General features: G+C 65.9%; 12 protein-coding genes. 7 read left to right on the forward strand and 5 right to left on the reverse strand.

The features are described from left to right. Positions 1 to 5: 5 nt before the first annotated feature. From ppx to A5906_RS24830, 4 genes are all read left to right on the forward strand, one after another. Entirely contained in the window at positions 6 to 1,508 is a 1,503-nt protein-coding gene (ppx, locus tag A5906_RS24815; protein ID WP_080137892.1) for an exopolyphosphatase, read from the forward strand. 164 nt (positions 1,509 to 1,672) lie between these two features. After that, on the forward strand, positions 1,673 to 2,806 hold the full coding sequence (locus A5906_RS24820) for an efflux RND transporter periplasmic adaptor subunit (RefSeq protein ID WP_080137893.1): 1,134 nt from the start codon (positions 1,673 to 1,675) through the stop codon (positions 2,804 to 2,806). Further along, a complete protein-coding gene (locus A5906_RS24825) occupies positions 2,807 to 5,881 on the forward strand; it encodes an efflux RND transporter permease subunit (RefSeq protein ID WP_080137894.1) in 3,075 nt (1,024 codons plus the stop codon). Continuing rightward, positions 5,878 to 6,189 carry a DUF3240 family protein gene (locus A5906_RS24830; RefSeq protein ID WP_080137895.1) on the forward strand — a complete coding sequence of 104 codons (312 nt, stop codon included), beginning with the start codon at positions 5,878 to 5,880 and terminating at the stop codon, positions 6,187 to 6,189. Before A5906_RS24825 ends, A5906_RS24830 begins: the two co-directional genes overlap by 4 nt. A 6-nt stretch (positions 6,190 to 6,195) precedes the next feature. On the opposite strand, the gene A5906_RS24835 is transcribed toward A5906_RS24830, so the two are convergent. Beyond that, on the reverse strand, positions 6,196 to 7,056 hold the full coding sequence (locus A5906_RS24835; RefSeq protein WP_080137896.1) for a TerC family protein: 861 nt from the start codon (positions 7,054 to 7,056) through the stop codon (positions 6,196 to 6,198). Between the two features lie 44 nt (positions 7,057 to 7,100). Beyond that, positions 7,101 to 7,523, reverse strand: a complete 423-nt coding sequence (ndk, locus tag A5906_RS24840) for a nucleoside-diphosphate kinase (RefSeq protein ID WP_018645406.1) — start codon at positions 7,521 to 7,523, stop codon at positions 7,101 to 7,103. Between the two features lie 312 nt (positions 7,524 to 7,835). Between ndk and A5906_RS24845 the strand changes: the two genes are divergently transcribed. The 3 genes from A5906_RS24845 to A5906_RS24850 all read left to right on the forward strand — a co-directional run bounded on the left by A5906_RS24845 (position 7,836) and on the right by A5906_RS24850 (position 10,404). Beyond that, the gene (locus tag A5906_RS24845) at positions 7,836 to 8,087 is read left to right on the forward strand and encodes a hypothetical protein (RefSeq protein ID WP_027576269.1); all 252 of its coding nucleotides are present in this window, start codon (positions 7,836 to 7,838) and stop codon (positions 8,085 to 8,087) included. 234 nt (positions 8,088 to 8,321) lie between these two features. Beyond that, entirely contained in the window at positions 8,322 to 8,495 is a 174-nt protein-coding gene (locus A5906_RS43140; RefSeq protein WP_167523427.1) for a hypothetical protein, read from the forward strand. Positions 8,496 to 8,541: 46 nt separating this feature from the next. Continuing rightward, positions 8,542 to 10,404 (forward strand): ABC-F family ATP-binding cassette domain-containing protein, encoded by a 1,863-nt coding sequence (locus A5906_RS24850; protein ID WP_080137897.1) that lies wholly within the window; start codon positions 8,542 to 8,544, stop codon positions 10,402 to 10,404. 36 nt (positions 10,405 to 10,440) lie between these two features. Here A5906_RS24850 and A5906_RS24855 read toward each other — a convergent pair whose 3' ends face one another. From A5906_RS24855 to A5906_RS24865, 3 genes are all read right to left on the reverse strand, one after another. Then, positions 10,441 to 10,932, reverse strand: a complete 492-nt coding sequence (locus A5906_RS24855) for a hypothetical protein (protein ID WP_186465135.1) — start codon at positions 10,930 to 10,932, stop codon at positions 10,441 to 10,443. Between the two features lie 166 nt (positions 10,933 to 11,098). After that, positions 11,099 to 11,551 carry a DNA polymerase III subunit chi gene (locus A5906_RS24860; protein ID WP_080137899.1) on the reverse strand — a complete coding sequence of 151 codons (453 nt, stop codon included), beginning with the start codon at positions 11,549 to 11,551 and terminating at the stop codon, positions 11,099 to 11,101. 6 nt (positions 11,552 to 11,557) lie between these two features. Further along, positions 11,558 to 12,702, reverse strand: a 1,145-nt coding sequence (locus tag A5906_RS24865) for a leucyl aminopeptidase (RefSeq protein WP_245326888.1), incomplete at its 5' end; no start/stop codon positions are given.

The following is a 12,702-nucleotide window of genomic DNA, read 5'->3' on the forward strand; positions in this document are numbered from 1 at the left end:
GCGACGTGACGCGGCCGCGCAAGCGCGGCTCCAGCGTCGCGGTCATCGACATCGGTTCCAACTCGGTTCGTCTCGTCGTCTACGAAGGGTTGGCGCGGAGCCTCATTCCGATCTTCAACGAGAAGACGCTGTGCGGCCTCGGACGCGAGGTGCAGAGCACGGGTCTGCTCGCGCCGGACGCCGTCGACAAGGCGCTGACCTCGCTGAAGCGGTTCCGCGCGCTTTGCCGGGTAATGCAAGTCGGCCGCGTGTTCGCGATCGCGACCGCGGCCTGCCGCGATGCCTCCAACGGCCCCGACTTCATCGCCAAGGCCGAGCGCATCTGCGCCGTCAAGATCGAGATCCTGTCGGGTCAGCGCGAGGCGCGGCTGTCGGCGCTCGGCGTCATCTCCGGCATCCACCATCCCGATGGCATCGTCGGCGACCTCGGCGGCGGCTCGCTCGAACTGATCGACGTGCGCAGGAACAGCGTGCGCAGCGGCGTGACGCTGCCGCTCGGCGGTCTTGCGCTGCAGGATCTCGCGCACAAATCGCTCAAGCGCGCCGACCGCATCGTCCGCGAGGAGCTCGACGAGGTACCGCTGCTCACGGCCGGCCGCGGCCGTACCTTCTACGCCGTCGGCGGCACCTGGCGCGCACTCGCGCGTATCCACATCATCCAGAGCGGCTATCCACTCCAGGTGATGCACGGCTATTCGATTTCGGCGGCTGAAGCGCTCGACTTCTCGCGCCGCCTGCGCCGGCTCGCGGCCGCCGACATGCTCGCCGACATCGAGATCGTCGCCGACGCGCGCCGCCCTCTCCTCACCTATGCGGCCTTGGTGCTCGAGCACATCATCCGCGTCGCGAAGCCCAAGACCATCGTGTTCTCGACCTTCGGCGTGCGCGAGGGCCTCCTGCACGAGAAGTTGCCGGAATCCGAGCGCAACAAGGATGGGCTGATCTGCGCGGCCGAAGAGCTCAACCAGCTCCTCTCACGTTCGGCCAAGCATGCCCGCGAGCTGATCGCCTGGACGGATCGCCTCGCGCGCGTCGTGAAGCTGCGCGAGACGGAGGAGGACCGCCGCCTGCGCCACACCGCGTGCCTGCTCTCCGACATCGGCTGGCGCGTGCATCCCGATCATCGCGGCGAGCAGACGCTCAGCCTCGTCGTCAACGGCAATTTCGGCGCGATCAACCACACCGAGCGCGCCTTCGTCGGCTTGTCGGTGTTCTATCGCTATGCGGGCCTCAGCGAGGAAAACCAGCCGCCGGTCACCATGCAGGAGTTGCTGACGCCGGCGCAGCTCGAACGCGCCCGCCTGCTCGGCGCGGCATTCCGTGTCGCCCATCTGATCTCGGCGGCGCGGCCGGGCGTCCTGCCCGCCACGCATTTCCGCAGCCAGCGCCGCAAATTAATGCTGGTGTTCGAGCACCGGCTCGTCGACCTCGTCGCCGACCGCGTCGGCAGCCGCTTCAAGCAGCTTGCCCGCCTCGTCAACAGGGCCGGCTCCATCGTGAGACGATGAAGGCAGTGAATCCGGCGCAAGGCTCAGGCGTGGAGCCGCCGGATTGATCGAGTCCCTCCGGCATCATCGCGATTCACATCCGCGAGCGGGGGATTGATGCAAATCAACTCCTCGGCACGGAACCGAACTAACGTGCAACCACGTTGTTTCGGACCACATTTGTCATGCAACTCCAACATGGGATCCGTCGACCGGTCCGGGCCCGGAACCTCGCAGGCTGCTTTCTCCTTGCCCTTGCATTCGGATTTTCGCCTTCGGTGTCCGGAGCGCAGGATGAACTGAAGCTGAGCGATGCGCAGGCCCGCAATCTCGGCGTGCGCGTCACCCGTCCGATCGCGAGCCGGACCGACCTGACGCTGCCCTATCCCGTCCAGATCGTGATCCCCACGCCGCAATTGTGGGTCGTCAGCGCGCCGGTCGCCGGCATGGTCGCCAATCTCCTGGTCGCACGCGGTGACCGCACCTCGGCCGGCCAGCCGCTGGTCATTCTGGAGAGTCCAAGCTTCGTCTCCCAGCAGCGCGATTTCCTGCACGCGATCGCACAGGAGGTTCTCGCCAGCCAGCAGCTCAAGCGAAATATTGATCTGTTCGAGGGCAAGGCCGTGCCGCAGCGCGTGCTGGAGGCGAGCCAGGCCGAGGCACGCCAGGCCGCGCTCGTGGTCGCCGAACGGCGACAGATGCTGCATCTGAGCGGAATGTCGGACGAGGCGATTTCCCGGCTCGCCCAGGAAGCTGCGATCAGCGCGACGCTCACGGTCAATGCGCCGCAAACCGCATCCGTGGTCGATATCACGGTATCGCCGGGGCAGCGGCTCGAACAATCCGCGCCGCTCGTCAAACTGGCGCGGCTCTCGCCGCTATGGGCCGAAATCGCGGTTCCCGCGGACAATATCCGGGCAATCCGCGCCGGTGCGAAAGTGGAGATCGAAGGCTATCCGACGCCCGGCAAGGTCGTGCTGGTTTCTGAGACGATCGACCCTGCCACCCAGACCATTCTGGTTCGCGCGGAAGTCCCCAATGACGGCGGCCTGCATCCCGGTCAGACGGCCGCTGCACGCATCGGCTTTCTCTCTGCCGGCGAAAGCGCCTGGGAGATTCCCTACAGCGGGCTGGTGCGGCGGGGCGAACAAACCTCGGTCTTCGTCGCCATCGACGGCGGCTTCCGGCTGGTCCCGGTCAAGCTCCTCGCCGAAGATCAGGACCATGTCGTCGTGTCGGGTCCGGTCACGGACCGGGACGAGATCGCGATCGGCGGCATCTCGGCGCTTCGCGGCATTCTCTCCGGACTGGGGCAATAGATGCTCCGGCGCCTGGTTGCGTTCGCGTTGTCGCAGCGACCGTTCGTCATGCTGGCCGTGTTGCTGGTGATCGGCGCCGGCGTGGTCCTCCTGCCAAGCCTGCCGATCGACGCTTTTCCCGATGTCTCGCCGGTTCAGGTGAAGATCATCATGAAGGCGCCGGGCCTCACTCCCGAAGAAGTCGAGCAGCGAATCACGGTCCCCGTCGAGCTCGAACTGCTTGGATTGCCGAACAAGAAGGTGCTTCGTTCGACCACGAAATACGCACTGGCCGATATCACCGTGGATTTCGAGGACGGCACCGACATCTACTGGGCGCGCAACCAGGTCTCGGAGCGCCTGGCGAACATCTCGCGTGATTTCCCGGACGGGGTGAGCGGCGGTCTTGCGCCGATCACAAGCCCCCTCGGCGAAATGTTCATGTTCACGATCGACAGTCCCGAGCTTTCGCTCGCCGAGCGCCGAACCCTGCTCGATTGGGTGATCCGTCCTGCCCTGCGCACGGTCGCCGGCGTTGCGGACGTCAATGCGCTCGGCGGCTACGTGCGCGCCTTCGAGATCGTGCCGCGTAACGATGCACTTGCCGCCCGCGGCATTTCCTACGAGCTGTTTCGCCGGGCCATCGAAGCCAACAGCCGCAATGACGGCGCCGGGCGGGTGAACCAGGGCGAGGACAGCGCCCTGGTCCGGATCGAAGGCAGCATCCGCTCGATCGAAGACATCAAGGCCATCGTCGTCGACACCCGCGAAGGCGTGCCGATCCTGGTCAACGACGTCGCGAGCGTCAAAGTGGGAACGCTGACCCGCTATGGCGCAGTGACGTCGGACGGCCGCGGTGAAACCGTCGAGGGACTCGTACTCGGCTTGCGTGGCGCCAACGCGGGCCAGCTCGTCCGCGACGTGCGTGCCCGGCTTGCCGAGCTGCAATCCTCGCTGCCGAAGAGCGTTTCGATCAACGTGTTCTATGACCGCAGCCGCCTGGTCAACCGTGCCGTCGGCACCGTGGTGCGAGCGCTCGGCGAGGCCACCGTCCTCGTCATCGCACTTCTGCTGCTCTTCCTCGGCAACTGGCGGGCCTCACTGGTGATTGCTCTCAGCCTGCCGCTCGCCATCGTCATCGCCCTGATCGTCATGCGCATCGTGGGGATGTCGGCCAACCTGATGAGCCTCGGCGGGCTTGCAATCGCGATCGGCATGCTGATCGACGCACTGGTCGTCGTGGTCGAAAACATCGTCGGCAATTTGAGCAAGCACGAAACGAGCAAGGCGCTTCCGCTGGTCCATCTGGTGTATCGTTCGGTTTGCGAAGTCCTGGAACCGGTGGCCTCGGGCGTCCTCATCATCATCATCGTGTTCATCCCCCTGTTGACCTTGCAGGGATTGGAGGGCAAGCTGTTCATCCCCGTCGCACTGGCCATCATTTTCGCGCTGGCCGGCTCGCTGCTGCTGGCGCTCACGGTGATCCCGGTCGCAACGTCCTACGTGCTCGCGTCCGCATCCCATCGCGATCCCCTGCTGGTGCGCGCGGCACAACGGGTCTACGTGCCAGCACTGGACTGGGCCCTGAACAACGAGCGCAAGGTGATGGCTGCGGCGTTGATCGGCCTGCTCGCTGCGGGCTTCGCCTATACGAAGCTCGGCAAGACGTTCATGCCGACGATGGACGAAGGCGATGTCATCGTCAGCGTGGAGACGCTTCCGTCCGTCAACCTCGACGAGTCGCTTGCCATGAATGCGAGGCTCCAGGCTGCGCTTCTGGCCGTGCCTGATATCGCCGGCATCGTCGCGCGGACCGGGTCGGACGAGCTCGGCCTCGATCCCATGGGCCCCAACCAGACCGACACGTTCCTCGTGCTCAAGCCGGCCGCCGAACGACAGACTGGGGATCGCGAGGCCCTGCTGCAGACCCTTCGCGAGGTGCTGGCCGGCTTTCCCGGTATTTCGCTCAGCTTCACCCAGCCCATCGACATGCGCGTACAGGAGATGATCAGCGGCGTTCGCGGCGACGTCGCCGTCAAGATTTTCGGCCCCGACATCGCCAAGCTGAACGAAACCGCCGCCAAGCTGTCGGCCATCCTCTCGAGCATCGACGGGGCCGAGGATGTCTACACCACCCTCAACGAAGGCGCGCAATATTACACGGTTGCCGTCAACCGGATGGAGGCCGGCCGCCTCGGCCTCACGGTGGATTCCATCGCCAACTCGCTGCGCACGCAGATCGAAGGCCGGACGATCGGGACCGCGCTCGAGGAAGGACGCCGCACGCCCATTCTCGTCCGGGGCAGCAATACGACACGGGAGGCGCCGACGCTGCTGGCGAGCCTGCCGCTGACGCTTGCTTCCGGACAGCACGTGGCGCTATCGCAGATCGCCCGCATCCAGCGCGTGGACGGGCCGGTGAAGATCGATCGCGAAGACGGCGCACGCATGAGCGTGGTGCGCGCCAACGTTCGGGGCCGCGACATGGTCGGCTTCGTCGAAGCGGCCCGCCAGAAGGTCATCGCCGGACTCCCACTACCCGAAGGCTACCGTCTGACCTGGGGCGGACAGTTCGAGAACCAGCAACGTGCCGCCGCGCGCCTGTCGGTCGTGGTGCCCGTCGCGATCGGCCTGATCTTCGTGCTGCTCTTCACCACGTTCGGCGCCATCCGCCAGGCCTTGCTCGTGCTCGTCAACATTCCCTTCGCCCTGATCGGGGGCGTGTTCGCGCTGGTCCTGACGGGCGAGTATCTGTCGGTGCCAGCGTCGGTCGGATTCATCGCGCTGCTCGGCATCGCCGTCCTCAACGGCGTCGTTCTGGTCACCTATTTCAATCAGCTTCGGGCCCATGGCCTGAGCGAGGATCGCATTGTCGTCGAGGGCGCCAAGCGCAGGCTTCGGCCTGTGCTGATGACCGCGAGTATTACCGCGCTTGGCTTGATCCCGCTGCTCTTCGCCTCGGGCCCCGGGTCCGAAGTCCAGCGCCCCCTCGCCGTGGTCGTGATCGGAGGGCTCGTGTCCTCCACAGTGCTCACCCTGATTCTCCTGCCGATCCTGTATCGCCGCTATGGCGGATCACCGAAGGTGACCAAATGACCGTGCAGCCGGTCTGTCTCACCCTGGTCGTACCGCGCCAGCTCCGCGACGAGGTGTTCGACTATCTCGCCGCGCAGGCCGACCTGATTTCGGGATTCTCGGCATCGCACGGCACCGGTCACGGCGCCGATGTCCGTTTGCACACCGCCGCCGAACGCGTGAAGGGTCACGCCGACCAGGCCATCGTGCAGGTTATCCTGGCGAGCAGCGATGCCAGCCGCTTGCTCGAAGGTCTGCGGGCCTCGTTCGCCGGAACCAGGCTCGTCTATTGGGCAACGCCGGTGACCGAATTCGGCCGGATCGATTGAACCAGCCTATTCGGCCGACGCCTTGGCGTGTTGCTCGGAGGATTCGAGCGCCGCCGCGCTCAGGCTGCGCCGGCGCCAGATGCTGCCGACGACCAGCACGACGACCACGCCGAGCGCCGCGCAGAGATATTCGCCGCCCGACCCGCCATGGCCGAACTGCAGCGGGATGCGCAAGCCGGCGAGCATCTTGTCCAGCGAGGCGCCGAGCGGGCCGTCGAACAGCGTGTGCAGCCTCGGCGCGATCCCGGGATCGGTCGCGATCACCTCGCCCGCGATCCAGCCGAGCAGCGCAGCACCGGCCCACACCAGCACCGGCAGCTTGGCGAGCAGCGCCATGATGAGGGCCGCGCCCGCGACGATCAGCGGAACGCTGATCGCAAGGCCGAGGATCAGGAGCGGCACGCTGCCATTGGCGGCGGCTGCGACCGCAATGACGTTGTCGAGAGACATGACGATGTCGGCGACGACGACGATCTGCACCGCCTGCCACAGATGCGACGCGGACTCGACGCCGTCCTCGTCTTCTTCTTCAGGCACCAGCAGCTTGGCCGCGATCACGATCAGCGCAAGGCCGCCGACGAGCTTGAGATACGGCAGCTCCATCAGGCTCGCGACGATGCCGGTGAAGATGATCCGCAGCAGCACGGCCGCGCCGGCGCCGAAGATCATGCCCCACAGCCGGTGCCGCGGCTTCAGGCCGCGGCAGGCGAGCGCGATCACCAGCGCGTTGTCGCCGGACAAGAGGATGTTGATCCAGATGATCTTGCCGACCGCAATCCAGAAGGTCGGTTCAGCCATCTCATTGCGGAACTGGGTGAAGAACGCCCCGATCGTAGCGGGATCGAAGATCTGCCAGAGCCAGTTCACAATGAGTCCTTTCGCCCCGAAAACTTAACCTCTCGGCTGACGGATCAGCCGACGATCTCGTTGCCCGAGAAGAACTGCGCGATCTCGATCGCGGCGGTCTCCGGCGCATCCGAGCCGTGTGCGGAGTTCTCGCCGATCGACTTTGCGTAGAGCTTGCGGATGGTTCCTTCGGCCGCCTTGGACGGATCGGTCGCGCCCATGGCGTCGCGATACTTGGCGATGGCGTTCTCGGCTTCGAGCACCTGCACGACGACCGGACCCGAGGTCATGAACTCGACCAGCTCGCCAAAGAACGGGCGGGCCTTGTGGACGGCATAGAAGGTCTCGGCCTGTTCCTTGGTCATGCGGATGCGCTTCTGCGCGACGATGCGCAGGCCTGCCTTTTCGATCACGGCGTTGACCGCACCGGTCAGGTTACGCGCGGTCGCATCGGGCTTGATAATCGAGAAAGTGCGTTCGATGGCCATAATCTTGTCCTTGAGAAGAAGGCGGTGGTTTTGCGAGTTGCGGGGCTTATATCGGCGCCTTTGCCGGACGGCAAGCGACCGCCAGAGCCGCCTCACGGGCGCTTCGCCGCAGGGCTGCCCGGCCGGATTGAGGCATGGATTACCGAGATTTCACCCAGATGAACCGAATCTGAAGCCCCCATTCAGGCTTTCGTTCAGCCTCGCCGGCGTAAGGTCAACTCATCGAAACCAAAGCCTGGTCATCAGGCGGACCGTTTCGGCGGCCCTTCCCCGACGCGATAGCCCCGCGCCGGCAGTCTTTAGGAGATCATCATGTTGAGGAAACTTTCGCTTGCCGCAGTCGCTGCGGTCGCGCTGGGTGCCGCGCTGGCACCGACCTCGGCCTCCGCGCACTGGCATGGCGGCGGCTGGGGCTGGCACGGCGGCGGCTGGCATCACGGCTACGGCTGGGGTGGCCCGCGCTTCTATGCCCCCGTCTCGTACGGCTATGGCGGCTGCTACGTGCGCCGGCTGGTCCCGACCCCCTGGGGACCCCGCTGGCGGCTGATCAACCGCTGCTACTGAGCCCGACAGCACCTTCTTAAAGCCCCTACCAAGCACCTTCCAAAGGTACCTAAGCCCCCAGGTACCCCCTAGAGAGGCCCCGGTGATCCCCCCGCCGGGGCCTCGTTTTTAGGCAGGCACGGCGAACTCATACAATTTTTGCTAGAACGCCGGACATCCCCCGAGGATGGCGAAACCATTTGGGGGGCCAATGACTTGGTATCGTGTCGTTACTCTGCAACATGGAACCCGATCATGCCCGGCCTCCTCGCCAATGACAGCGAACAGATCGACCGGCGCACCAGCCGCTCGATCTGCGATGCCGTGGGCGAACGGCTCCAGCAGAGCCTTCGGCCGGAACCCCGATTGCCGACCCATCTCGAACAGCTTCTCAACGAGCTGAAGCGGCGCGAGCGCGAGACGCACTGACGGAAAAACGAGTTGCGTTCGGCGCGCCTTGCGGTGACAAGGCCGCATGCTCTCCATCACCGACCTCTCCATCCGCCTCGCCGGACGCCTTCTGATTGACCAGAGTTCCGTGCAGATCACGCCCGGATCGCGCGTCGGCATGGTCGGACGTAACGGCACCGGCAAATCGACCCTCTTCAAGGTGATCCGCGGCGAGCTGGCGGCCGAGCATGGCACCGTGACCCTGCCACCGCGCTGGCGTATCGGCAGCCTCGCGCAGGAAGCCCCGAACGGGCCCGAGAGCCTGATCTCGGTGGTGCTGAAGGCCGACCTCGAACGTGACGCGCTGCTGCACGAGGCGGAGAGCGCGACCGACCCGCACCGGATCGCGGAGATCCAGACCAGGCTCGTGGACATCGACGCGCACTCGGCGCCCGCGCGCGCGGCCGCGATCCTCTCAGGCCTCGGCTTCTCCGCCGCCGACCAGCTGCGCCCCTGCGCCGAATTCTCCGGCGGCTGGCGCATGCGCGTCGCGCTCGCCGCGACGCTGTTTGCCGCGCCCGACCTGCTGCTGCTCGACGAGCCCACCAACTATCTCGACCTCGAGGGAACGCTGTGGCTGGAGGATCACCTCGCGCATTATCCGCGCACGGTGATCGTGATCAGCCACGACCGCGACCTCTTGGAAAGCTCGGTCGACCAGATCCTGCACCTGGAGCGCGGCAAGCTCACGCTCTACAAGGGCTCCTACTCCGCGTTCGAGGAGCAGCGCGCCGCGCGCGAGCTGCTCGATGCCAAAGCGATCAAGCGCCAAGAGGCCGAGCGTGCCCGCCTGCAGGCCTTCGTCGACCGTTTCAAGGCGAAGGCCTCGAAGGCCCGCCAGGCGCAATCGCGCGTCAAGATGCTGGAGCGGCTGAAGCCGATCACGGCGCTGGTCACCGAAGACGTGCGCGAGATCAGCTTCCCCGCGCCGGAGAAGATCCTGTCGCCGCCGATCATCGCCGTCGACAACGCTTCCGTCGGCTACGATCCGGCGACGCCGGTGCTGAACCGCGTCACCTTGCGCATCGACAATGACGACCGCATCGCGCTGCTGGGGGCCAACGGCAACGGCAAGTCGACGCTGGTCAAGCTGCTCGCAGGACGGTTGGCGCCGTTCTCCGGCAAGGTCACGCGCGCCGACAAGCTGTCGATCGCCTATTTCGCGCAGCATCAGCTCGACGAATTGAACGAGGACGCTTCCGCCTACGACCACGTCCGCAAGCTGATGGGCGACGCGCCCGAAGCCAAGGTGCGAGCGCGCGCCGGCGCGATCGGCTTCTCCGGCAAGGCCGCCGATACCAAGGCGGGCAAATTGTCGGGCGGCGAGAAGGCGCGGTTGCTGCTGGGGCTTGCGACCTTCTTCGGCCCCAACATGATCATCCTCGACGAGCCGACCAACCATCTCGACATCGACAGCCGCGCCGCGCTCGCGGAGGCGATCAACGAATTTCCCGGCGCCGTCATCATGGTCTCGCACGACCGCTACCTGATCGAGGCCTGCGCCGATCGGCTCTGGATCGTCGTCGACCGCACCGTGACCAATTACGACGGCGACCTGGACGAGTACCGGCGTCTCGTCCTGTCAACACGCAATGCCGAACCCGGGCCGCGCGAACGCAGCGCGACAGCCGAGAAGCCCCAGCGCCCGAAGTCGGACAATCGCGGCTCGCTGAAGAAACGTATCGCGGAAGCCGAAGCCGAGATCGCCCGCGTCAGCGACATCATCGCCAAGATCGACACAGCGCTTGCCCTGCCCGACATTTTTACGCGCGATCCCAAGCAGGCTGCACAGCTGTCGAAGGCCCGCGCGAACGCCGCCGACGCGCTGGCGCGCGCTGAAGAGCAATGGCTCGAGGCGAGTTCGCAGTTCGATGAAGCGGCAGGTTAACGCGTTTGCGCTCGCGCGCCGGACACGCGCACTTGCTTACGCCTGCTTCTTCTTCGGCTTCGGCTTGGTCGCCTTTGGCACGACCGGCGCCTCCGGCGTGCCTTCGATCGAGGACAGGCGGCCGGACGTGAAGGTGTAGATGCCGGCACGCGGCCCGGTCGTCCAGGTGACGACGGCGACGCGGCGGCCGGCGGCGTCGTTGGAGAGATTGACGGTCGAGGGCGCGCCGATGCCGCGCACCACGTCGCACTCCGTGTGGCCGAGCGCGACCGTGCCGCCCGCAGACGCGGGCGCCGTCGTCGATGCATTGGCGTCAGCCGGCCCGGCGGGCGGCGCCATACCGGGACAGGCGCCGTCGGCGCTGACGAGATCCTCAGCGCCCACCGGCTTATCCGGGGTCAGCGGCGGCGATTCGATCGAGATGTTCCTGATGAAAAGCCGGCCGGGTCTCTGAAACCATTCGGCGTCCTTCGACAGCAGATCGGTCCCGCCCGAGCAACCCGCAACCAGCGGTGCTACGGCAGCCAACGCAATTATGAGCGAGCCGGGAAGCTTTTGATGTCGCACGATAAACTAAATTCCCCGCGTGAAGGACGACCCTTAACCGATTGTCCCAACATCACTTTGCGGCACGAAGGTGACAAAAGCCAGCATCGCCCGAAAAGTACAAATTATCATTAATTGCGATCGACCGCTAATTCCGACGCTGCCACCGGCCCCGCTCGTCGGCCTGCCAGTAGGTGACATCAAATCCCCGCGCCTTGCAATCCGTCCAGGCGCTGCGGGCGAACGCGAGAGCATCCGGATCGTCGCCGTTGAACAACAGCACCATGCGCTCATAGCCCTGCGCGTCCTGGGGCAGCGCGGCGTTGTCGACAAGGAAGCGGACATTGGCGCCGTTGGGATTGCCCTCCTCGATCGCCAGCACGATCGGCTGATCGGCGGCATCGTTCACCCGCCATGTCGCGTGCGGCAGGAAGGAATCGTCGCGATAGGTCCATAGGTGAGCGTCGAGCGCATCGGCGCGCTCCTCCGAGGTCGACTGCACCACGACGCGCCAGCCGCGCTCGAGCGATTTCTCGAGAAGCGGCGGCAACACGTTCTCCACCGTCATATTTTGCAGATGGTAGAACAGCACTTCAGTCATGTCGGGTCATTTGCGCTCGTAATGGTCGGCGACCAGACGGTCGAGCAGGCGGACGCCGTAGCCGCTGCCCCAGCTCTGGTTGATGTCGGTCTTCGGCGCGCCCATGGCGGTGCCCGCGATGTCGAGATGCGCCCAGGGCGTGCCGTCGACGAAACGTTGCAGGAACTGCGCCGCGGTGATCGAGCCGCCATGGCGGCCGCCGGTGTTCTTCATGTCGGCGAATTGGGAATCGATCAGCTTGTCGTATTCGGGGCCGAGCGGCAGGCGCCAGACCTTCTCGCCGCTCTCGATGCCGGCCGCCAGCAGCCGGTCGGCGAGTTCGTCATTGTTGGAGAACATGCCGGCATGCTCGGTGCCGAGCGCGACCACGATCGCACCGGTCAGCGTCGCCAGATCCACCATGAATTTCGGCTTCATCTTCTTGGCGACGTACCAGAGCACGTCGGCCAGCACGAGGCGGCCTTCGGCGTCGGTGTTGATGATCTCGATGGTCTGGCCCGACATCGAGGTGACGATGTCGCCCGGCCGCTGCGCATTGCCGTCGGGCATGTTCTCGACGAGGCCGATGGCACCGACCACGTTGGCCTTGGCCTTGCGGGCCGCCAGCGCGTGCATCAGGCCGACGACGCAGGCCGCCCCGCCCATGTCGCCCTTCATGTCCTCCATGCTGCCGGCCGGCTTGATCGAGATGCCGCCGGTGTCGAAGCAGACGCCCTTGCCGACGAAGGCGACAGGCGCCTCGCCTTTCTTGGCCCCGTCCCAGCGCATGATCACGGTGCGGCTCGGCCGCGCCGAGCCCTGGCCGACGCCGAGCAGCGCGCCCATGCCGAGCTTCTGCATCGCCTTGACGTCGAGCACCTCGATCTTGACGCCGAGCTTGCGAAGCTGGCCGGCGCGGCGCGCGAACTCCTCGGGGAAAAGCACGTTCGGCGGCTCGTTGACGAGGTCGCGCGCGATGATCACGCCGTCGACGACGTGACCGGCAGGGGCAAACGCCTTCTTCGCGGCAGTGGCGTCGCCGACCGCAAGCGCGACATCGGCGCGCGAGCCGCCCTCCTCGCCCTCCTTCTTCCTGGTCTTGTAGCGGTCGAACTTGTAGGCGCGTAAGCGAAGGCCCGAGGCGACCGCGACCGCCTGCTCGCTCGTCATGG

This window comes from Bradyrhizobium sacchari, assembly GCF_002068095.1.
In the GTDB taxonomy this organism is placed as follows: Bacteria; Pseudomonadota; Alphaproteobacteria; order Rhizobiales; family Xanthobacteraceae; genus Bradyrhizobium; species Bradyrhizobium sacchari.

Coding starts and splice junctions, on each gene's coding strand:
- A5906_RS24825 (WP_080137894.1), top strand. CDS start 2,807: ATGCTCCGGCGCCTGGTTGCGTTCGCGTTGTCGCAGCGACCGTTCGTC.
- ndk (WP_018645406.1), bottom strand. CDS start 7,523: ATGGCCATCGAACGCACTTTCTCGATTATCAAGCCCGATGCGACCGCG.
- A5906_RS24850 (WP_080137897.1), top strand. CDS start 8,542: ATGCTCTCCATCACCGACCTCTCCATCCGCCTCGCCGGACGCCTTCTG.
- A5906_RS24860 (WP_080137899.1), bottom strand. CDS start 11,551: ATGACTGAAGTGCTGTTCTACCATCTGCAAAATATGACGGTGGAGAAC.
- A5906_RS43140 (WP_167523427.1), top strand. CDS start 8,322: ATGCCCGGCCTCCTCGCCAATGACAGCGAACAGATCGACCGGCGCACC.
- A5906_RS24830 (WP_080137895.1), top strand. CDS start 5,878: ATGACCGTGCAGCCGGTCTGTCTCACCCTGGTCGTACCGCGCCAGCTC.
- A5906_RS24845 (WP_027576269.1), top strand. CDS start 7,836: ATGTTGAGGAAACTTTCGCTTGCCGCAGTCGCTGCGGTCGCGCTGGGT.
- A5906_RS24820 (WP_080137893.1), top strand. CDS start 1,673: ATGCAACTCCAACATGGGATCCGTCGACCGGTCCGGGCCCGGAACCTC.